The sequence below is a fragment of the Nocardia wallacei genome (assembly GCF_014466955.1).
Lineage (GTDB): Bacteria > Actinomycetota > Actinomycetes > Mycobacteriales > Mycobacteriaceae > Nocardia > Nocardia wallacei.
In genome coordinates, this window is the sequence record NZ_AP023396.1 from 522,150 (window position 1) to 541,140 (window position 18,991).

Below are 18,991 nucleotides of genomic sequence, written 5' to 3' on the forward strand. Positions count from 1 at the left end.
GCGCGACCGTCCGCACCGGGCGGCGAACGCTTTCCGGGATCAGTCCGAGAACGTGAGTTTCACATCGCCGAGCACCGGGGCGTTCTCGCGTTCCACCACGGTGGCGGCGATGGTCAGTTCGTTGTTGTCCAGCCAGATCCGCGAGCGGATCGTCTCCCCGGGATACAGCACCCCCGCGAACCGCCCCCGGAATCCCGTGACCCGCACGGCATCCGAGTTCAGCACGGTATCGGTGGCCGTCTTGCAGACCAGGCCGTAGGTGCACAGCCCGTGCAGGATCGGGTTGGGAAACCCTGCGGCACGGGCGAATTCGGGGTCCGAATGCAGCGGATTGCGGTCACCGCACAGCCGATAGAGCAGCGCCTGCTGCGGCAATGTCGGCGTGGTGACGTCGAAATCCGGTGCGCGGTCCGGCAATTCGGACTTGGTGCTGGGTCCGCGCTCGCCGCCGAACCCGCCCTCGCCCTTGGCGAAGATGGATGAGCGGGCCGTCCACAGCGGATCGCCGTCCGAGCCGGTGACGGTGGTCTCCTGCACGATCACCGCGGCCGCGCCCTTGTCCCAGATCTCACTGATCCGGCCGGTGCTGGTGGCCTTGCCCGCGGCCGGAATCGGGCGATGCGTGACGATCTCCTGGCTGGCGTGTACCACCTTGGCCAGGTCGATCTCCACACCGGGGAAACTGACCTTCGGCGGATCGGTCATCCGCAGCGTGTGCGCGACGGTCGCGAACGTCGGCAGCACCTGCGGTTCGCGGTCGTCGAGATAGCGCAGTTCGCCCGGGTCCGTCCAGCGGGTACCCGCGCCGAGCCCCAGGTGGTACAGCTGCACATCCGACGGGGTCCACGCGAACTCCTGCGTCGGAAGTGCCGCGCCCAGTGCGACTTTCGGATCGATCGGCATTGTTCTCCCTACTCGCCCGTGGCGCCGCTGGTCGCCGCTTGCCGCTTCGCGCGGTCGGCGATATCCAGCACCGCCAGATATCCGAAGGTGATCGCCGGGCCGATGGTCGCGCCCGGACCGGCGTAGGTGTGACCCATGACCGGTGTCGAATTGTTGCCCGACGCGTACAGGCCCTCGATCACCGAGCCGTCCTCGCGCAGCACGCGCCCGGCGGTGTCGGCCACCAGGCCGCCCTTGGTGCCGAGGTCGCCGGGGACCATCTTGGCCGCGTAGAACGGGCCCTGCACGAGTGCCGCCAGGCACGGGTTCGGCTTCACCGTCGGGTCGCCGTAGTAGCGGTCGTAGTGGCTGTTGCCGCGCCCGAAGTCCTCGTCCACGCCCTTCTCGGCGAAGCCGTTGAACCGGGCGATGGTGGCCGCCAGATTGTCCGCCGGAACGCCGATCTTCCCGGCCAGTTCCTCGATAGTGTCGGCCTTGACGATGTTGTCGTTCTCCATCCAGCGCGACGGGATGCGCTGGCCGGGCTGCAGCGAGGCGTAGATGTACCGGTTGCGGTAGCGCTGGTCGAACACCAGCCAGGTGGGGATGTTCTCGCCCGGGCCCGGGCCCTGCCCGTACTCGCCGCCGTACATGGTGTGCACGGCCTCCACGTAAGGAGCGGACTCGTTTCCGAATCGCTTGCCCTCGGTGTTGACCATGATGGCGCCGGGCAGGTTGCGCTCGGCCAGCGCGAACCACGGCTTGCCGTTCTTGAAGATGGTCGGCCCCCACCAGGCGTCCTCCATGAACCCGACCGCGCCGCCGGCCTCCATGCCCGCGAGGATGCCGTCGCCGGTGTTGGCCGCCGCGCCGGTGGTCCACTCGGTGGTGATGGGCTGGCGCTGGTATTTGGTGCGCATCTCGGCGTTGTGCTCGAAACCGCCCGCGGCCAGCACCACGCCGTGCCGCGCGGTGAAGGTGACCGGCTTGCCGTTCTCCAGCGCCTCGACGCCGGTGACCACGCCGCTGTCCACGATCAGCTTGGTCATCGGGGTGTTCAGCAGCAGCGGCACATTCGCGTCCATCAGGCCCTTGCGCATGGCGGCGATGATGGCCTGGCCCATGCCCAGGATGTGCTTGCCGGTGACCTTCGCCCAGTAGGTGCGCGCCCCGACACGCATGGCCCGCATCATGCCCTTCGGATGGCGGCGGATCAGGTTCAGCCGCACGAAATCGGCCTGCATGACGACCACGTTCAGCGGGGCCTTGGCGTACGGCGGTTCCAGTTTGAAGCGTTCCTCGCCGAGGATCTTGGCGTTGAACGGCTTGGGCTCGCACGAGCGTCCCTCGCCCAGGCCGCCACCGGCCTCGGGGTAGTAGTCGGAGTAGCCCGGCACCCACTTCAGCTTCAGGGGCGTGTGATCGAGGACGAAGTCCAGGGCCTCGGCGCCGCGGTCGATGTAGGTGTCGATCCGTTCCTTGGGCACCGCGTCGCCGATGATGTTGTGCAGGTAGCGCCGCGCCTCCTCGCGGTCGTCGGGCCGCCCGGACGCCTTCAGCGCCTTGTTCCCGGGAATCCAGACCCCGCCGCCGGAGCGCGCGGTGGATCCGCCGTAGTGAGCGGCCTTTTCGATGATCACCGCGCGCAGCCCGTGATGGGCGGCGGTGAGCGCGGCGGTCATCCCGGCGGCACCGCTGCCGACCACCACCACGTCGTATTCCCGATCAGTCATGTAGAACACGTTATAGAATCGGTCCTGGTTCGGTCTATATTGATCTGGCAGGCGGTGCTGCCGACGACGGTTTTCGCAGGAAAACTCGTTTCAGTTTCTGTCGTGCTTACCGACCGGGCCCCCAGTGGAAGGAAACAAGCGTGCTGTCCGACGCGGTACGGAGCGAACTGGCCGCGGAGCTCGCGGTCGCCGAACGTGACCGGGTGCCGATCGACCCGCTGGTCGCCCGGCATGCCGACATCGACGTGGTCGACGCCTACGAGATCCAGCTCATCAACATCCGGCAGCGGCTGGCCGGTGGCGCGCGGATCGTCGGGCACAAGGTCGGGCTGTCGTCGAAGGCGATGCAGCAGATGATGGGCGTGGACGAACCCGACTACGGGCATCTGCTGGCGGAGATGCAGGTCTTCGAGGACGTCCCCGTGGACACCTCGCGATACCTGTACCCGCGGGTGGAGGTGGAGGTCGGTTTCGTGCTCGGCAAGGATCTGCCGGGCGCGGAGTGCACCGAGGCCGACGTGCTCGACGCGACCGTCGCCTACGCGCCCGCCATCGAACTCATCGATACCCGCATCAAGGAGTGGAATATCGCGCTGTGCGACACCATCGCCGACAACGCGTCGTCGGCGGGCTGGGTGCTCGGGCCGGAGCGCGTGGACCCGAAGCTGCTGGACATCCAGAAGATCGACGCCACGCTCACCCGCAACGGCGAGGTCGTCGCGGAGGGCCGCAGCGACGCGGTGCTCGGTGATCCGACGATCGCGGTGGCGTGGCTGGCCCGCAAGGTCGCCTCCTTCGGTGTGCGGCTGCGGGCCGGGGACATCGTGCTGCCGGGCTCGTGCACCCGCGCGATCGACGCGCGTCCGGGTGACGCCTTCCATGCCGAGTTCGCCGGACTCGGTTCTGTCCGACTGAATTTCAGCTAGGGAGATTTCATGACCGCGAACGGAAAGGTCAGCGCCGCCATAGTCGGTTCGGGCAACATCAGTACCGACCTGCTCTACAAGCTGCTGCGCTCGGAGAAGATCGAGCCGCGCTGGATGATCGGTATCGATCCCGACAGCGAGGGCCTGAAGCGGGCCGCCGGTCTGGGCCTGGAGACCTCGCACGAGGGGGCGGACTGGCTGCTGGCGCTGCCGGAGAAGCCGGAGTTGCTGTTCGAGGCCACCTCCGCCTACGTACACCGGGAGTACGCACCCAAGTACGAGGCGGCCGGGATTCGCGCCATCGACCTGACGCCCGCGGCCGTGGGTCCCGCGGTGGTGCCGCCGGTGAACCTGGGCGACAACCTCGACACCCCGAACGTGAACATGATCACGTGCGGTGGGCAGGCGACGATTCCGATCGTCGCGGCCGTCTCGCGCGTGGTCGAGGTGCCCTACGCCGAGATCGTGGCCTCGGTGTCGTCGGTGTCGGCCGGTCCGGGCACGCGCGCCAATATCGACGAGTTCACCAAGACCACCAGCCGTGGCGTGGAGACCATCGGCGGGGCGCGGCGCGGCAAGGCGATCATCATCCTGAATCCGGCCGAGCCGCCGATGATCATGCGCGACACCATCTTCTGCGCCATCCCCGAGGATGCCGACACCGCCGCCGTCGCCGACTCGATCCACCGCATGGTGGCCGACATCCAGCAGTACGTGCCCGGCTACCGGCTGCTCAACGAGCCGCAATTCGACGAGCCGTCGGTGGTTTCCGGTGGCATGGCGAAGGTTTCGGTCTTCGTGGAGGTGGAGGGCGCGGGCGACTTCCTGCCGCCCTACGCGGGAAATCTGGACATCATGACGGCCGCGGCCACCCGCGTCGGTGAGGTCGTCGCCGACCAGATCCGCTCGGCACGCGTGTAAAGGAGTACCGGACAATGACTTTCAACGCACAGCCGTACAGCAATACGCTCGACATCCGGATCACCGACACCTCGCTGCGGGACGGGTCGCACCACAAGCGGCACCAGTTCACCGCGACCGAGGTGCGCGATATCGTCGCCGCCCTGGATGCCGCCGGGGTGCCGGTGATCGAGGTGACCCACGGCGACGGCCTGGGCGGCTCCTCGTTCAACTACGGCTTCTCCAAAACCCCTGAGCAGGAACTGGTCACGATCGCCGCGCAGACCGCGAAGCAGGCCGAGATCGCGGTGCTGATGCTGCCGGGCGTCGGCGTCAAGGAGGACATCAAGGTCTCCCAGGACAACGGCGCGTCCATCGTCCGCATCGCCACGCACTGCACCGAGGCCGACGTCTCCATCCAGCACTTCGGGCTCGCGCGCGAACTCGGCCTGGAAACCGTGGGGTTCCTGATGATGTCGCACACCCAGCCGCCGGAGGTGCTGGCCAAGCAGGCCCGCATCATGGTCGACGCGGGGTGCCAGTGCGTGTACGTGGTGGACTCCGCGGGCGCGCTGGTGCTCGAGCAGGTCTCCGACCGCATCGGCGCGGTGGTCGCCGAACTCGGCGACGACGCCCAGGTCGGCTTCCACGGCCACGAGAACCTCGATCTCGCCGTGGCCAACTCCATCTACGCCGTCCGCGCGGGCGCCAAGCAGATCGACGGCAGCGCAAGGCGTTTCGGCGCGGGCGCGGGAAACACACCGGTGGAAGCGTTCGTCGGCGTCTGCGACAAACTCGGCATCAAGACCGGCATCGACTTCTTCGCCATCGCCGACGCCGCCGAGGACGTCGTCCGCCCCGCCATGCCCCAGGAATGCCTCCTCGACCGCCAGGCCCTCATGATGGGCTACGCCGGCGTCTACTCCAGCTTCCTCAAACACGCCGAACGCCAAGCCGACCGCTACGGGGTCTCCGCCGCCGAAATGCTCGTCCGCGCAGGCCGACGCAACCTGGTAGGCGGCCAGGAAGACCAACTCATCGACATCGCCCTGGAACTCCAGCGCGAACAACAGGCCACCACCGCCTGAGCGGGGAGAACTACCTGTCAGGGCCGCGATCGGCGTGTGCAATGAGCCGGTCGCGGCCCAGTTCGACCACCGAACTGTTGGCGAGTGAACAGACGATCTCGTCCAGATGCTTCTCGAAGAGAGCGAGAAGTACATTGTTGGCGATGTTGCCCGTAACGACGATGAGCAGCGACTTGGGACTGCGTTCTAGCAGATGACCGATCAGGAAGTCGTTGTCCTTGGTGACGACGGTGCGACCGTCTCGGTCGGCGATGGCCGCGATCTCGCTGTCCGGTGTGCGATTCGCATCCGGAAGGTCCAGCGTATGGGTGGCGTCGTGTCCGGCTGTCGCGAGGAAGAGCGCCAACCGCCGTGGCAGCTGCGCGTCGACCAGAAACCTCACGCCGCGTCGAAGGGGATGGTGGTCCTGCGGGCGGTCACCAGTGCCGCGTACTCGAGTGCGGCAAGCAGATCGTCCCGTTCCAGGTCGGGGTAGTCCTCGAGGATCTCGTCGTTGCTCATGCCCGCCGCGAGCAGATCCAAGAGCATCTCGACGGGGTAGCGCAGTCCTCTCACGACCGGCTTGCCGTGGCAGATATCCGGATCAGAGGTAATGCGGTCCAGGTGGGACATGCATCCACTCTAACGGCCTCGACGCTGTCGCGGCAGCGATCTCGATCCTCACAACCAGGTGTCGAGGGTTGTGGTGGTGAGGAAGTGCTCGAGGTCGGCTCGCCAGGGGGCGGGGACGGTTTTCTCCGGTTCGATGGCGGTGTATTGGCCTCGGTAGAACAACAGCGGCCTGCCGGAGTCGGTGGACTCCGACAGGGCCAGGACTCGGCCGATCACGATGTGGTGATCGCCGCCGTCGACGACGCTCGACACTGTGCACTGGATCGTGGCGAGGGCGTCGTCCAGGAGCGGGAGCTCCAGGTCCGAGGGGCGCCAGTCGATTCCGGCGAACTTGTCGGGTTCGCGGGAGCCGAAGCGTGCGCACACCTGCTGTTGTTCCTCGGCGAGCACGTTCACGCAGAACTTGCCCGCCTGCTCGATGGCCGCCCAGGTGCGTGAGCCCTTGGTGGGGCAGAACAGCACCAGGGGCGGCTCGAGGGACAGGGCGGCGAAGGACTGGCAGGCGAATCCGACCGGCGCACCGTCGTCGCCGAACGTCGTGATCACCGTGATACCGGTGCAGAACTGCCCCAGCACGTTCCGGAACTGCCGGGCGTCGATCTCCGGAAACTCGGCCACGCCGTCCGCCGTCATGTCGTGTACTCCTGACTCGCTACTTGAATCCGATGCTGAAGTCGTGACCCCACAGGCTGACCGCGGTCGACTCCCGGGCGATCCAGTTCTCGTCCTCGACTTCCAGTCCTTCGCAACCGAATTCGATGTCGAAACCACCGGGCGTCTTCATGTAGAACGACAGCATCTTGTCGTTGATGTGGCGGCCGAGGGTGGCCGACATCTTCACCTTGCGCCGCAGCGCGCGATCCAGGCAGAGCCCGACATCGTCGGAGTTCTCCACCTCGACCATGAGGTGCACGATACCGGTGGGGTTCGGCAGCGGCAGGAACGCCAGCGCGTGGTGACGCGGGTTACAGCCGTAGAACCGCAGCCAGGCGGGCTCGCCGTCGGCATCGCGGCCGACCATCTGCGGCGGCAGCCGCATCGAGTCCCGCAGCCGGAAGCCCAGCACGCCCTGGTAGAACTCCTGCGCCGCCGCGTCGTCGGTGCAGGTGAGCACCACGTGGCCCAGGCCTTGCTCGGCGGTGACGAACTTGTGGCCGTAGGGACTCACGAAACGCCGGGCGAGGTACTGCATTCCGTAGAACGCCTCCAGCGTGTTGCCGGACGGGTCCTCGAACCGGATCATTCCCTCGACGCGGCGGTCGGCGAGTTCCTCCTTCGTGGCTTCCTTGAACGCCACCCCGGCGGCCGACAGCCGCTCCCGAAGTTCTTGCAGCTCGGCCGCGTTGGCGACCTCCCAGCCCGATACCAGCAGCCGATCCCGCTCGCCGGGCACGATCACCAGCCGCGCCGCGAACTCGTCCATGCGCAGGTAGAGCGCCTCGGAGTCGGGGCCGTCGCCCTCCATCATGCCGAGCACCTTGAGCCCGTACTCCCGCCAGGCCGCCATGTCGGTGGCTTCGATGCGCATGTATCCCAGCGCTCGAATACCCATGGTCACTTCTCCTTCGGAGTGAGGAAATCCACTGTGAGCCGGTTGAACTCGTCGAAACGTTCACGCTGCGCCCAGTGCCCACACTGCCCGAACACGTGCAGTTGTGCCCGCGGAATCGTCTTCAGGGCGACGAGTGCGCCGTCGATCGGATTCACCCGGTCCTCGCGACCCCAGATCAGCAGCACCGGCTGGCGCAGCTTGTAGGCCTCGCGCCAGAGCATGCCCTTCTCGAAGTCGGCCGAGGCGAACGACTTACCCATCGCGCGGGTGGCCGCCAGCGACTCCGGCTGCGACGCCGAGGCGAAGCGCTCCTCGATCAGCTCCGGCGTGATCAGCGTCTGGTCGAAGACCATGATCCGCAGGAACGTCTCGAGATTCTCCCGGGTCGGCTCGACGTTGAACTTGCCCAGCGCCTTCACGCCCTCGGTCGGGTCGGGCGCGAACAGGTTGGTGCTCAACCCGCCCGGTCCCATCAGCACGAGCTTGCCCGCGCGGTCGGGGTAGTCGAGTGCGAATCGCACCGCCGTGCCGCCGCCGAGCGAATTGCCCAGCAGGTGTACGCGATCGGTGATGTCGAGGGTGTCGAGCAGGTCCTTCAGCGCCGACGAGCTGTGCACAAAGTACTGCGGATGCTCGGTCGGCTTGTCCGACAACCCGAATCCGGGCTGATCCACGGCCAGCACGTGAAAACTCTGCGCCAGCACGTCGATATTGCGGGCGAAGTTCGACCAGGACGAGGCGCCGGGCCCGCCGCCGTGCAGCAGCACGATCGTCGGGCCGTTGCCCACGCCCGCCTCGTGGTAGTGCAGCTTCAGGTCCGGGCGGACCTGCGCGTACTTCGAGGTGGACTCGAACGTCAGCTCGGATACCGCGGTCATTTACACCATCCCGTCGGTGACCGGCAGCCCGAAGGCGTGCGTGCCGTACATGACATAGGCGCGCTCGGGGTCGTTGGCCGCGTGTACCCGCCCCGCGTGCGCGTCGCGCCAGAATCGTTGCAGTGGAGTGCCATTGGCCAGCGCGGTGGCACCCGAGCTTTCGAACAGCTTGTCGATCGAGGAGATCGCCCGGCCGGTGGCGCGCACCTGGTCGCGGCGGGCCCGCGCCCGGATGTCGAACGGGATGTCCTCGCCCGCCACCAGCAGCGCGTACTCGTCGGCCACATTGCCCGACAGCTGCCGCCAGGCGGCGTCGATATCACTGGCCGCCTCGGCGATGCGGACCTTGGCGAACGGGTCCTCCTTGGCCTTCTCACCGGCGTACGCGGCGCGGATGCGCTTGCCCTGGTGCTCCACGTGCGCCTCCAGCGCGCCGTAGGCCATGCCCACGATCGGCGCCGAGATGGTGGTGGGATGGATTGTGCCCCAAGGCATCTTGTATACCGGGTCGGTGTTCTGCGCCAGGCCGGGCGCGGTCAGCTCGCTCATGGCGCGGAAGGACAGGAAGCGGTGCCGCGGCACGAACACGTTGTCCACCACGACGGTGTTGGAGCCGGTGCCCTTGAGCCCCACCACATTCCACACGTCGTCGATGCGGTAGTCGCTGCGCGGGATCAGGAAGCTGCCGAAGTCCACCGGCTTGCCGTCCTTGATCACCGGGCCACCGACGAATACCCAGTCCGCGTGCTCGCAGCCCGACGACCAGGCCCACGAGCCGTTGACCGTGTATCCGCCGTCGGTGACGGCGCCCGCGCCCATGGGGGCGTAGGACGACGAGATCCGCACCTCGGTGTCCTCACCCCAGACGTCCTCCTGCGCCTGCTGGTCGAACAGCGCCAGATGCCAGTTGTGGATGCCGATGATGCCCGCCACCCAGCCGGTGGACCCGCACGCGCTGGCGATCTTGCGGACGGTGTCGTAGAAGATCACCGGATCGGCGGCGTAGCCACCCCACTGCTTCGGCTGCACCAAACGGAAGAAGCCGGTGGCCTGTAGCGCCTTCATGGTCTCGTCGGGGATTCGGCGTAGATCCTCTGCCTCCTGCGCACGTTCGCGCAGCGTCGGCAACAGCGCTTCGACCCGCTCAGTTACTTCTTGCGTCATCTCGGGGGCTGCTCCTGCCTGGTCGATCGGAACGATTCATCGGCCGTCGACCTGCTGTGGTGAGACCGATACTAGTCTTGAGACTAGAACACGTTCTTATTCCTGTCGAGAACGGGTGTCCGCACAGTGATAAGGATGCCCTTTGCCTGGTAGTCAAGGGAATAGCTGGCGTCGATGCGGACGATTCTGTAACGTGTTCTAGTACTTCAGAGGAGGGATCACGATGGCAGGAACCCCACCACGGGGCGGGAAGGTCCGTGAGATCGACGTCGGGGCCACCCCCACCCGTTACGCGCGGGGCTGGCATTGCCTGGGTCTGGCCGCACCGTTCCGCGACGGCAAGCCGCACGCCGTGCAGGTGTTCGGCACCAAGCTCGTCGTGTGGGCCGACAGGAACGGTGAGATCCAGGTGCTGGACTCCTACTGCCGGCACCTGGGCGGCGACCTGAGCATGGGCGAGATCAAGGGCGACTCCATCGCCTGTCCGTTTCACGACTGGCGCTGGGGCGGCAACGGCCGCTGCACCTCGATTCCGTACGCGCGCCGGGTGCCGCCGCTGGCCCGTACCCGTTCGTGGACCACGATGGAACGCAACGGGCAGCTGTTCGTCTGGCACGACCACGAGGGCAACCCGCCGCCGCCGGAAGTCGACATCCCCTACATCAAGGGGCCCTACAGCGACGCCGAGGGCAACTTCACCGACCAGCTCAACAGCGGCTGGACGGACTGGACGTGGGAGTCGATGCTGATCGAGGGCGCCAACTGCCGCGAGATCATCGACAACGTCGTCGACATGGCGCACTTCTTCTACATCCACTACGCGTTCCCCACCTTCTTCAAGAACGTCTTCGAGGGGCACATCGCCACGCAGTACCTCGAGACCAAGGGACGCCCGGATATCGGCATGGCCTCCAAGTACGGCGGTGACACGCTGCTGAAGTCGGAAGCCTCCTACTTCGGCCCGTCGTACATGATCAACCCGCTGACCAACATCTACAGCGGGTTCGAGGTCAACAGCGTGCTGATCAACTGCCACTACCCGGTGTCGCAGGACTCGTTCGTGCTGCAGTGGGGCATCACCCTGGAGAAGCCCAAGGGCGTCGAGGGGGAGATGGCCGACAAGCTGGCGAAGAAGATGACCGAGGGCATCAGCGTCGGCTTCCTGCAGGACGTGGAGATCTGGAAGCACAAGTCCAAGATCGACAACCCGCTGCTGTGCGAGGAGGACGGCCCGGTCTACCAGCTGCGCCGCTGGTACGAGCAGTTCTACGTCGACGTCGCCGATATCGACCCGAAGATGGTGCAGCGCTTCGAATTCGAGGTCGACACCACCAAGGCCAACGAGGTCTGGGAGGCGGAGGTCGCCGAGAACCTGCGGCGCAAGCGGGAGGAAGAGTCGGCCGACAAGCAGGAGGCGACCGCCTGATGGCCACCTGGGCGAAGGCACCGGATTTCGCGGACCGTCCCGAACGGCGCGAGCAGGTGCGCGCCCAGACGGTCGTCGACAAGCAGCGCTATCTGGAAGACGGGCTGACCCCGGTCGCGTGCCGTAGCTGCGGCACCGAGGTGCTGGTCCGCAAGGCCAGTTCGCATCAGAAGTCGGTGCAGTGGACGGTGAATCCGGCCGACCACTGCCCGGTCTTCAAGGCGCTGGTCGGGGGGCCGGGTCGGCCCGACTCCTGCCCCAGCCTGGAGCAGGCGATCGACGCGGCCGTCGACGAGGGTGTGCTGCGCGTAGCTGAATAGTTGGCCTCCGCATAGTTGGCCTCCGCTTAGTTGGCCTCCGCTTAGTTGGCCTCCGCATAGTTGCCTCAGCTTCGCTCCGGCGGGTTTTCGGCGCCCGTGTGGCTCGAGGGCCGAGAGGTCGGCGTCTAGTCCAGGCGGAAGTCGGTGAAGTCGAAGCCGGGCGAGACTATGCAACTGACCAGGGCGTACTCGTCGGTAGCGGGGCGTGCCGCCTGGCTGACGCCGCCCGGCACCACGGCTTGCAGGAGTTGGCCGTGTTCGACGTCGGGGCCGAGGATTATCTCCTCGCCTCCGATGTCGAGCAGGAGCGGGCCGCCGCGGTGCCACAGCCACACCTCGTCGGAGCGGACGGTGTGCGGGGCCGACCGCTCGCCGGGTAGCAGCAGGAAGTGGATCGCCGTCGCCGCCGCGCGGGGGCCGTCGTAGCCGTCGGGCACGAATCGGACCGGGCTGCGCCAGGTTTCGCGGTACCAGCCGCCCTCGGGATGCGGTCGCAGGTCCAGGGCGGCCGCCAACGCGGGGCGCTCGGTCATGAGGATTCCTTTCCACGGCGGATCGGCGGAGCGTAGCGCGGTCGAACGCGGTGCGAGATCGATTCCCTTCTCGCACTACGGCTCTCGTGGTTCGCTGTAGGCCAGCACCACGTGGGTGAACAAGTCGACGCGTTGACGGCGGGCCGTGTCGCTGTCGGGTTCCATCAGGCACTGGGTGGCGGTGCCGTCGTGCACGGCGACCAAAGCGCGGCCGAGCGCCGCCGGGTCGGTGACCGTGCGGCCCGCTCGTGCCAGCAGTTCGGTCACCACCGGGCGCAGCGCCGCGTCGATCGCCTGCTCGCGGGCGGCCATCACGCGCCGCAGCGACGGATTGCGCAACGCGTGTGCGGTGAATTCGAAGGTGATCCGGAACCACTTCTCGTCCAAGGGGACCGCGCGCAATACGCGTTCGACGTCCTCGCGCAGGTCGGTGCCGGACCCGGCCGTCTCGTCCGCGAGTACTGCGGTCATCTCGTGCAGCAGCTGTCCCGATCGCTGCTCCCACATCGCCAGGAACAGTTCCTCCAGCGAGGTGAAGTTGGAGTAGAAGGCGCCGCGGGTGAATCCGGCGCGCTCGCAGATCTGTTCCACGGTGCAGCGCCCGAACCCCTCGTCGGCGAACGCCTCGAAGGCCGCGTCCTGCAGCCGCTGCCGGGTCTTGGCCCGGCGCTTGGTCATTCGTCGTGCCGGGGACGGGTTGTCGGTCTCGAGGGATGTCGACACGCCGGGCTCCTCCCCACGGGATCGGATACACGAGCGTATCAAAACTCGAGGTACGGCCCGGTGGACTTAGTCTGGGGAGCATGACCACAGGGTGGCGAGGGCGGACCGGCCCCATCGGCGTGCTCACCGGCGCGGGCATCTCCACCGACTCCGGCATCCCCGACTTCCGCGGGCCGCGCGGCGTCTGGACCGAGGACCCGATCGCGGAACTGCTGTCCACCTATCAGAACTACGTGGCCGATCCGGAACTGCGGCAGCGCGCCTGGCTGGCCCGCCGCGACAATCCGGCCTGGCGGGCCGAACCCAACGACGCGCACCGCGCGCTGGCCCGGCTCGGGCGCGAGCGGGACGTCCGGATCATCACGCAGAACATCGATCGCCTGCACCAGCGGGCCGGTACGCCGCCGGAATCGGTGGTGGAGATCCACGGGAACATGTTCGAAGTCGTCTGTGTCGGTTGCGATTTCACCGCGACGATGGAGGACACGCTGCGCCGGGTGGCGGCCGGGGAGGCCGATCCGCCGTGCCCGGTCTGCGGCGGCATTCTCAAGGCGGCCACCGTCATGTTCGGCCAGCAGATGGACCCGGGTGCGGTGCACGAGGCGCGGCAGATCGCGCTGGACAGCGATATCTTCCTGGCCATCGGCAGTTCGCTGCAGGTGGAGCCCGCCGCGTCGATGTGCGCCGTCGCGGTGGAGAACGGCGCGGCGCTGATCATCGTCAATGCCGAGCCCACACCCTACGATCCGTGGGCCACCGAGATCGTCCGCGAACCGATCGGCACCGCCGTACCCGAACTGGTCGAGCAACTGCTCGGCGGCGCGTAGCGTCGGCCGAACGGCGTCTCATGGCGTCCTGCACGTTGCCGTCGAGGGCCTGGCAAATCTCGGCTGAACCGCTCGAACTGTGTGCTATCGGTCGATCCAGGGCCGATAGGGTGACACGGCAACATCTGGGCGAACAGAAGGTGAGCAATGGAGGAGATGACCGGCACCGCGCGCGAGGGGCTGCGCACGGGTCTGCGCCGTCGGCACATGACGATGCTCGCGATCGGGGGCGCGGTGGGCGCCGGGCTGTTCGTGGGCAGCGGCTCGGTCATCAAGACGGCCGGCCCGGCGGCGGTGGTGTCCTACACGGTGGCCGGGGTGCTGGTGTTGTGCGTGTTGCGGGCCCTGGGTGAGATGGTGGTGGCCCGGCCGGTGGCGGGCTCGCTGGCCGAGTACGCGCGAATGGCGTTGGGGCCTTTCGCCGGATTCACCGTCGGCTGGCTCTACTGGTACATGTACGTGATCCTGGTCGGCGCCGAGGCCACGGCGGGCGCGGCGATTCTGGCCGAGTGGATCGATCTGCCGCAGTGGACCCTGGCGGCCGCGCTGCTGGTCGTGATGACGGCGGTGAATCTGATCTCGGTGCGGTCGTTCGGGGAGTTCGAGTTCTGGTTCGCCTCCATCAAGGTCGCCGCCATCGTGGTGTTCCTGGTCCTCGGGGTGCTGTACGTGCTGGGCTGGTGGCCGAACGGCCGTGCGGGAGTGGGCAATCTGACCGCGCACGGCGGTTTCGTGCCCAACGGGTGGGACGGGGTGCTGTCGGCGATCGTGGTGGTGATCTTCGCCTTCGGCGGCACCGAGATCGTGACGCTGGCCGCCGCCGAGAGCGCCGAACCCGGGAGGGCCGTGGCGCGGGCGACCAGCAATGTGCTGTGGCGGGTCGGGCTGTTCTACGTGGCGTCGATCCTACTGGTGGTGACGATCCTGCCGTGGGACGACGCGAAGGTGCTGACCAGTCCGTTCGTCAGTGCGCTGGACACCATGGGGGTTCCGGCGGCGGGCACGGTGATGCAGGTGGTGATCCTGACCGCGGTGCTGTCGGTGCTGAACTCCGCGATCTACGTGTCCTCCCGCATGCTCTACGTGCTCACCCGCGACGGTGACGCCCCGGCCGGTCTGGTGCGGGTCAACCGACGTGGTGTCCCGGCGCGGGCGGTACTGCTCGGCACGGTCGCCGCGTGGTGCGCGGTGGTGGCCTCCTACGTCTCCCCGGACCGTGTCTTCACCTTCCTGGTGAATTCCATCGGCGTCCTGCTGGCCTTCCTCTACCTCGCGGTGATGTTCTCCCAGTTGCGTTTACGCACCCGCCTGCAACGCGAGGACCCCGCCGCCCTCACCTACCGCCTGTGGTTGCACCCCTACCTGAGCTGGGCGGTGATCGCGGTACTCGGCGCGGTCCTGGTCTTCGCCGCCCTCATGTCCTCCATGCGCACCCAACTCATCTCCTCCGCCGTCGCCGTCGTGATCGCGGCCGCCGCCTATCCGCTGCGCGCTCGGCTCGGCGCTACCCTACCGCTGCGCGAGGTCTCGGTCCTGAAGCGTTGAGACCGCGAATACGGCTCAGTCGTCGCCGACCGTGATGGCCTCGGCCTCGGTGACGCTGTGTTCGGCCGGGTCGTGGTCGTCGACGTGGGACAGGACGTGGCGGAAGGTCAGGAGGATCACGACGCCGAGGGCGGTGCAGGCGGCGCCGACCCAAAACGGGAGGGCCATCTGGTGTTCGCCCAGCTTGCCCGCCAGGTACGGGGCGGCCGCGCCACCGGCGAAGCGGACGAAGCTGTAGGCGGCCGAGGCGGTGGAGCGCTCGACGGGAGCGGAGATCATGACGGCCTCGGTGATCAGGGTGTTGTTGACGCCGAGGAACAGACCCGCCAGTACGGTGCCGACGATCAGCACCGGCTTGTGGTCGGCCCAGACCGCCATCACGGCCAGGTCCGCCGCGAACAACGCCAAGGCCAGCGCGATCATGCGGACGGTGCCGAAGGCGCGTTGCAGCCGGGGCGCGAACACCACCGAGGCCAGTGCCAGCGCCAGGCCCCAGCCGAAGAAGATGAATCCGATCGCGTAGGTGCCCATGTCCAGCGGGAACGGGGTGTAGGCGAGCAGGGTGAAGAAGCCGTAGTTGTACAGCAGCGCGGTGACGCTCACCAATAGCAGACCGGGGAAGCGCAGCGCCTTGAACGGCGCCACGATCGAGGTGCGGTGAGCGGGCTTCGGGCTCTGCGGCAGCAGCGCCACGATCGCGACGAAGGCGATCGCCATCAGCGCCGAGACACCGAAGAACGGTGCGCGCCAGCTGAATCCGCCGAGGAAGCCGCCGACCAGCGGACCGGCGGCGATACCGATGCCGAGCGCGGCCTCGTACAGGATGATGGCCCGCGCCACGCCGCCGGTGGCCGCGCCCACGATGGTGGCCAGTGCGGTCGCGATGAACAGCGCGTTGCCCAGGCCCCACCCGGCGCGGAAGCCGACGATCTGCCCGACCGTGCCGGAACTGCCCGCCAGCGCCGCGAACACCACGATGACGGCGAGCCCGGCGAGCAAGGTCTTCTTGGCCCCGAAGCGGCTCGAGATCACGCCGGTGATCAGCATGGCCACGCCCGTGACCAGCATGTAGCTGGTGAACAGCAGTGTCACCTGGGACGGCGAGGCGTGCAGCTGCTCACCGATCGGTTTGAGAATGGGGTCGACCAGCCCGATCCCCATGAAGGCGATCACCGAGGCGAAGGCCACGGCCCACACGGATTTCGGCTGTTCGGTTCTCGCGGTGGCGGGCGCGTCGGTGGCGGCGCGCGGCGAGAGAGTGGTGCTCATCTACGCTCCTGAATCGAATCTTCTCGATGCGCAGCCGATTTCAGGGCCTCGAGGGGTGGCGTCGAAGCCGGGCAATCGCTGTGACAAGGCGGCGCCGATCGCGCGGCGGGGCGCGGCCGAGTGGGCACGCCCCGCCGCCGTCGGCTCGGCGACCACGGCTCTGGAGTCGCCGGGATCAGTGGTGCGGTCGGCCCGACGGGCTCGGCCACACAGATAATTAGTTTACTATTGCTAACTATCTATGTACATAGGCTAACTATGTATCCGCCTGTGAGATGAGGCACCACCGTGGCGCCCGATGCGCGGACCGTGCGCACCGGGAGCGTCGCGTCAGGCCGGGCGGGCGAGCGGCCGGGCCGGGGCGCCGAAGAGCTGGGTGTCGGCGTGGGCGCGCTTGAAGTAGAGGTGGGCCTCGTGTTCCCAGGTGATGGCGATGCCGCCGTGCATCTGGACCATCTCGCCGACGACCGCGCTGTAGGCGTGGGAGCAGTGGATGCGGGCGGCGGCGAGATCGAGGGCCGCGTCCGGGTGCGCGGGGGCCGGCGCGGTCGCGCCGGTGCGTTCGGGCAGCCCCGCGATGGCGGCGTAGGCGACCGAGCGGGCGGACTCCACCAGCACGTACATATCGGCCATGCGGTGCTTGAGGGCCTGGAAGCTGCCGATCGGGCGGCCGAACTGCACGCGGGACCGGGTGTAGTCGACGGTCAGCCGCAGGCACTGGTCCGCCGCGCCGACCTGCTCGGCGGCCACCGCCGCCCAGGCGATGTCGCGCAGCAGCGATGTCACCGTCGCCGGGTCGCCACCGAGCGCGCGGCCGGGTGCGCCGTCGAAGGTGACCTCGGTGAGCTTGCGGGTCGGGTCCATCGTCGGCGCGGTCGTCCGGGTGATTTCGGTTGCGGCGGCGTCGATTTCGTACAGCCCGGCGGAGGTGAGCACGATCAGGGTGTCTGCGGTCCCGCCGTCGAGCACGTAATGCGCTGTGCCGCTGAGCTTTCCGCTCTCCACCCGGACGCCGAGGTCGTCCCAGCCGCGCGGCCCGGCCCAGCACAGCGCCAGGGTGCGGGTGCCCTCGGCCACCTCGGGCAACAGCCGTTCACACGCCTCCGCGTTGCCCGACCACAACAGGGCCTGCGTGCCGAGCACCGCCGAGCCGAGCATGGGCGGCGCGTGCAGGGTGCGGCCCAGTTCCTCGACCACGACCAGCGCGGCCGCGAGCCCGGCCCCGATGCCGCCGTATTCCTCCGGAACAGCCAGCGCCGCGACGCCGACCTGCTCGCACAACAACTTCCACAGCCGTTCGTCGTACCCGCGCTCGCTGTCGATCGCCCGGCGCAGTACGTCGCGATCCCCGTGCTTGGCGAGCACGGCCCGCACCGTCGCGGCGAGTTCCTGTAGCTCCGCTGCGCTGCTCATCCCCGGCTCCCGTCTTGTACTGTGCGCCGATACTGCTCGCTGACCGACCGGCTCGTTCCCGATGCGGCCGAACCGATCCGGGCACCGGTGCGGCGATGTGCGCGTCTCCCGCCGCTGCGGGGTGTGCTCCCGGTGCGGGTAGTGATGTGGCCTTCGATTCTCACGCGAGCGCTTCCGCCCGCAGCGCCGCACCGACCCGGGCGCGATGGAATTCGGCTGTGCCCCAGGCGGACCGCAGCGCCGTGACCTTCGTCAGCCACAGCGACAGGTCGAACTCGGCGGTGTAGCCGATGGCGCCGTGCACCTGTAGCGCGATGCGGGCGGTGCGGTACGCCGCGTCGGCGCAGGCGAGCTTGGCCGCCGACACGTCGCGGGCACGGTCGGGCGAATCCGAACTCAGCGCTGCGCGGTGCAGCAGCGGCTCGGCCATCTCCAGGCCCATCAGCGCGTTCGCGAGATGGTGCTTGATCGCCTGGTACTGGCCGATCGGCTTACCGAACTGGTGGCGTTGCTTGACATAGGCAACGCTCGTCTCCAGCAGCGCCCGGCCCGCGCCGAGCACCTGGGCCGCGGCCGCGAGTGCCCCGGCGTCGAATGCCGCGTCGAGGGCCGCGCGGACCGTGTCGCCCTCGGCCACGACATCATCCGCCACCACGGTGAACAGTCGCCGCGCCGCGTCGACCGAGCGGACGTGGTCGGCCCGGTGCCCCACGAACAGCCGGTCACCATCGGCGACCAGCACCACCTCGGCGGTATCGGCGTCCACCGCGGGCGCGTCCGGGGACAGCGCGATGGTGCCGAGCGCCTGCCCGTCGGCGAAGGCGGGCAGCCACCGCCGGGCCAGCGCGGTGTCCGGAAGCGCCTGCAGCAGTGTGGGAATCACCGCGGTCGTCTCCACCAGCGGCCCCGGCACGGCCGCTCGCCCGAGTTCGCGCAGCGCCACCACCAGATCGATCGCCTCGGCGCCCAGGCCGCCGTGGTCCTCGTCGACGGCCAGTCCCAGCGCGCCCGCCCCGGCGAGCTGGCGGATCAGTCCGCGACCGCCGCGGTGATCACCACCGCTCCAGGCGCGAATGATCCGGGGCGTCCCGGCCGCATCGCACATCTTGCGCAGGCTGTCGGCGAAGTCCCGTTGTTCGGGGGAGAGGGCGAATCTCATCGAGCGGTCCAATCGAAGGGCGAGTGGTAGTGGATGGTTCG

20 protein-coding genes are annotated in these 18,991 nt (G+C 68.1%); 7 read left to right on the forward strand and 13 right to left on the reverse strand.

What is annotated here, in order from left to right; genetic code table 11:
* Positions 1–39 precede the first annotated feature (39 nt).
* Positions 40–903 (reverse strand): MaoC/PaaZ C-terminal domain-containing protein, encoded by an 864-nt coding sequence (locus NWFMUON74_RS02425; protein WP_187686377.1) that lies wholly within the window; start codon positions 901–903, stop codon positions 40–42.
* 8 nt (positions 904–911) lie between these two features.
* On the reverse strand, positions 912–2,624 hold the full coding sequence (gene kstD, locus NWFMUON74_RS02430; protein WP_269475314.1) for a 3-oxosteroid 1-dehydrogenase: 1,713 nt from the start codon (positions 2,622–2,624) through the stop codon (positions 912–914).
* Between the two features lie 131 nt (positions 2,625–2,755).
* Between kstD and NWFMUON74_RS02435 the strand changes: the two genes are divergently transcribed.
* From NWFMUON74_RS02435 to dmpG, 3 genes are read left to right on the forward strand one after another with little or no spacing between them, the layout of a single operon-like run.
* Positions 2,756–3,541 (forward strand): 2-keto-4-pentenoate hydratase, encoded by a 786-nt coding sequence (locus tag NWFMUON74_RS02435; protein ID WP_187686379.1) that lies wholly within the window; start codon positions 2,756–2,758, stop codon positions 3,539–3,541.
* 9 nt (positions 3,542–3,550) lie between these two features.
* Positions 3,551–4,462 (forward strand): acetaldehyde dehydrogenase (acetylating), encoded by a 912-nt coding sequence (locus tag NWFMUON74_RS02440; RefSeq protein ID WP_187686380.1) that lies wholly within the window; start codon positions 3,551–3,553, stop codon positions 4,460–4,462.
* A 14-nt stretch (positions 4,463–4,476) separates the two neighbouring features.
* Entirely contained in the window at positions 4,477–5,529 is a 1,053-nt protein-coding gene (gene dmpG, locus NWFMUON74_RS02445) for a 4-hydroxy-2-oxovalerate aldolase (protein WP_187686381.1), read from the forward strand.
* 10 nt (positions 5,530–5,539) lie between these two features.
* Here the strand turns inward: dmpG and NWFMUON74_RS02450 are convergent, their stop codons facing one another.
* From NWFMUON74_RS02450 to hsaA, 6 genes are read right to left on the reverse strand one after another with little or no spacing between them, the layout of a single operon-like run.
* Positions 5,540–5,911 (reverse strand): DUF5615 family PIN-like protein, encoded by a 372-nt coding sequence (locus NWFMUON74_RS02450; RefSeq protein WP_187686382.1) that lies wholly within the window; start codon positions 5,909–5,911, stop codon positions 5,540–5,542.
* Positions 5,908–6,141 (reverse strand): DUF433 domain-containing protein, encoded by a 234-nt coding sequence (locus NWFMUON74_RS02455; protein WP_187686383.1) that lies wholly within the window; start codon positions 6,139–6,141, stop codon positions 5,908–5,910. Before NWFMUON74_RS02455 ends, NWFMUON74_RS02450 begins: the two co-directional genes overlap by 4 nt.
* 48 nt (positions 6,142–6,189) lie before the next feature.
* Positions 6,190–6,774, reverse strand: coding sequence for a 3-hydroxy-9,10-secoandrosta-1,3,5(10)-triene-9,17-dione monooxygenase reductase subunit (gene hsaB / locus NWFMUON74_RS02460; RefSeq protein WP_187686384.1), 585 nt, complete (start codon positions 6,772–6,774; stop codon positions 6,190–6,192).
* 19 nt (positions 6,775–6,793) lie between these two features.
* Positions 6,794–7,693, reverse strand: coding sequence for an iron-dependent extradiol dioxygenase HsaC (hsaC, locus tag NWFMUON74_RS02465; RefSeq protein WP_187686385.1), 900 nt, complete (start codon positions 7,691–7,693; stop codon positions 6,794–6,796).
* Between the two features lie 2 nt (positions 7,694–7,695).
* Positions 7,696–8,571 carry a 4,5:9,10-diseco-3-hydroxy-5,9,17-trioxoandrosta-1(10),2-diene-4-oate hydrolase gene (gene hsaD / locus NWFMUON74_RS02470; protein ID WP_187686386.1) on the reverse strand — a complete coding sequence of 292 codons (876 nt, stop codon included), beginning with the start codon at positions 8,569–8,571 and terminating at the stop codon, positions 7,696–7,698.
* On the reverse strand, positions 8,572–9,735 hold the full coding sequence (gene hsaA, locus NWFMUON74_RS02475) for a 3-hydroxy-9,10-secoandrosta-1,3,5(10)-triene-9,17-dione monooxygenase oxygenase subunit (RefSeq protein ID WP_187686387.1): 1,164 nt from the start codon (positions 9,733–9,735) through the stop codon (positions 8,572–8,574).
* A gap of 223 nt (positions 9,736–9,958) precedes the next feature.
* On the opposite strand from hsaA, the gene NWFMUON74_RS02480 reads away from it, so the two are divergent.
* Together NWFMUON74_RS02480 and NWFMUON74_RS02485 are read left to right on the forward strand one after the other, a co-directional pair.
* Positions 9,959–11,161 carry a 3-ketosteroid-9-alpha-monooxygenase, oxygenase component gene (locus tag NWFMUON74_RS02480; protein WP_187686388.1) on the forward strand — a complete coding sequence of 401 codons (1,203 nt, stop codon included), beginning with the start codon at positions 9,959–9,961 and terminating at the stop codon, positions 11,159–11,161.
* The gene (locus NWFMUON74_RS02485) at positions 11,161–11,481 is read left to right on the forward strand and encodes a hypothetical protein (protein ID WP_425300496.1); all 321 of its coding nucleotides are present in this window, start codon (positions 11,161–11,163) and stop codon (positions 11,479–11,481) included. The genes NWFMUON74_RS02480 and NWFMUON74_RS02485 overlap by 1 nt, the downstream gene beginning before the upstream one ends.
* Positions 11,482–11,606: 125 nt before the next feature.
* Here NWFMUON74_RS02485 and NWFMUON74_RS02490 read toward each other — a convergent pair whose 3' ends face one another.
* Together NWFMUON74_RS02490 and NWFMUON74_RS02495 are read right to left on the reverse strand one after the other, a co-directional pair.
* Positions 11,607–12,014 (reverse strand): cupin domain-containing protein, encoded by a 408-nt coding sequence (locus tag NWFMUON74_RS02490; protein ID WP_197986958.1) that lies wholly within the window; start codon positions 12,012–12,014, stop codon positions 11,607–11,609.
* A 75-nt stretch (positions 12,015–12,089) separates the two neighbouring features.
* Positions 12,090–12,692 carry a TetR/AcrR family transcriptional regulator gene (locus tag NWFMUON74_RS02495; RefSeq protein WP_187688880.1) on the reverse strand — a complete coding sequence of 201 codons (603 nt, stop codon included), beginning with the start codon at positions 12,690–12,692 and terminating at the stop codon, positions 12,090–12,092.
* 125 nt (positions 12,693–12,817) lie between these two features.
* Between NWFMUON74_RS02495 and NWFMUON74_RS02500 the strand changes: the two genes are divergently transcribed.
* Complete coding sequence (locus NWFMUON74_RS02500; RefSeq protein WP_187686389.1) at positions 12,818–13,564, forward strand: SIR2 family NAD-dependent protein deacylase; 747 nt, start codon at positions 12,818–12,820, stop codon at positions 13,562–13,564.
* Between the two features lie 147 nt (positions 13,565–13,711).
* Positions 13,712–15,109: an amino acid permease gene (locus NWFMUON74_RS02505; protein WP_197986959.1), complete on the forward strand. Its 1,398-nt coding sequence runs from the start codon at positions 13,712–13,714 to the stop codon at positions 15,107–15,109.
* 15 nt (positions 15,110–15,124) lie between these two features.
* On the opposite strand, the gene NWFMUON74_RS02510 is transcribed toward NWFMUON74_RS02505, so the two are convergent.
* The 3 genes from NWFMUON74_RS02510 to NWFMUON74_RS02520 all read right to left on the reverse strand — a co-directional run bounded on the left by NWFMUON74_RS02510 (position 15,125) and on the right by NWFMUON74_RS02520 (position 18,950).
* On the reverse strand, positions 15,125–16,378 hold the full coding sequence (locus tag NWFMUON74_RS02510; RefSeq protein ID WP_187686390.1) for an MFS transporter: 1,254 nt from the start codon (positions 16,376–16,378) through the stop codon (positions 15,125–15,127).
* A 330-nt stretch (positions 16,379–16,708) separates the two neighbouring features.
* On the reverse strand, positions 16,709–17,791 hold the full coding sequence (locus tag NWFMUON74_RS02515; RefSeq protein ID WP_187686391.1) for an acyl-CoA dehydrogenase family protein: 1,083 nt from the start codon (positions 17,789–17,791) through the stop codon (positions 16,709–16,711).
* 160 nt (positions 17,792–17,951) lie between these two features.
* Complete coding sequence (locus NWFMUON74_RS02520) at positions 17,952–18,950, reverse strand: acyl-CoA dehydrogenase family protein (RefSeq protein ID WP_187686392.1); 999 nt, start codon at positions 18,948–18,950, stop codon at positions 17,952–17,954.
* Positions 18,951–18,991: the final 41 nt, after the last annotated feature.

What these genes read in the sequence shown, in the direction of transcription:
- NWFMUON74_RS02425 (WP_187686377.1), bottom strand. Translation starts at nt 903, where the DNA reads ATGCCGATCGATCCGAAAGTCGCACTGGGCGCGGCACTTCCGACGCAG.
- NWFMUON74_RS02440 (WP_187686380.1), top strand. Translation starts at nt 3,551, where the DNA reads ATGACCGCGAACGGAAAGGTCAGCGCCGCCATAGTCGGTTCGGGCAAC.
- dmpG (WP_187686381.1), top strand. Translation starts at nt 4,477, where the DNA reads ATGACTTTCAACGCACAGCCGTACAGCAATACGCTCGACATCCGGATC.
- NWFMUON74_RS02455 (WP_187686383.1), bottom strand. Translation starts at nt 6,141, where the DNA reads ATGTCCCACCTGGACCGCATTACCTCTGATCCGGATATCTGCCACGGC.
- hsaB (WP_187686384.1), bottom strand. Translation starts at nt 6,774, where the DNA reads ATGACGGCGGACGGCGTGGCCGAGTTTCCGGAGATCGACGCCCGGCAG.
- hsaC (WP_187686385.1), bottom strand. Translation starts at nt 7,693, where the DNA reads ATGGGTATTCGAGCGCTGGGATACATGCGCATCGAAGCCACCGACATG.
- hsaD (WP_187686386.1), bottom strand. Translation starts at nt 8,571, where the DNA reads ATGACCGCGGTATCCGAGCTGACGTTCGAGTCCACCTCGAAGTACGCG.
- hsaA (WP_187686387.1), bottom strand. Translation starts at nt 9,735, where the DNA reads ATGACGCAAGAAGTAACTGAGCGGGTCGAAGCGCTGTTGCCGACGCTG.
- NWFMUON74_RS02480 (WP_187686388.1), top strand. Translation starts at nt 9,959, where the DNA reads ATGGCAGGAACCCCACCACGGGGCGGGAAGGTCCGTGAGATCGACGTC.
- NWFMUON74_RS02485 (WP_425300496.1), top strand. Translation starts at nt 11,161, where the DNA reads ATGGCCACCTGGGCGAAGGCACCGGATTTCGCGGACCGTCCCGAACGG.
- NWFMUON74_RS02490 (WP_197986958.1), bottom strand. Translation starts at nt 12,014, where the DNA reads ATGACCGAGCGCCCCGCGTTGGCGGCCGCCCTGGACCTGCGACCGCAT.
- NWFMUON74_RS02495 (WP_187688880.1), bottom strand. Translation starts at nt 12,692, where the DNA reads ATGACCAAGCGCCGGGCCAAGACCCGGCAGCGGCTGCAGGACGCGGCC.
- NWFMUON74_RS02500 (WP_187686389.1), top strand. Translation starts at nt 12,818, where the DNA reads ATGACCACAGGGTGGCGAGGGCGGACCGGCCCCATCGGCGTGCTCACC.
- NWFMUON74_RS02505 (WP_197986959.1), top strand. Translation starts at nt 13,712, where the DNA reads ATGGAGGAGATGACCGGCACCGCGCGCGAGGGGCTGCGCACGGGTCTG.
- NWFMUON74_RS02510 (WP_187686390.1), bottom strand. Translation starts at nt 16,378, where the DNA reads ATGAGCACCACTCTCTCGCCGCGCGCCGCCACCGACGCGCCCGCCACC.
- NWFMUON74_RS02515 (WP_187686391.1), bottom strand. Translation starts at nt 17,791, where the DNA reads ATGAGCAGCGCAGCGGAGCTACAGGAACTCGCCGCGACGGTGCGGGCC.
- NWFMUON74_RS02520 (WP_187686392.1), bottom strand. Translation starts at nt 18,950, where the DNA reads ATGAGATTCGCCCTCTCCCCCGAACAACGGGACTTCGCCGACAGCCTG.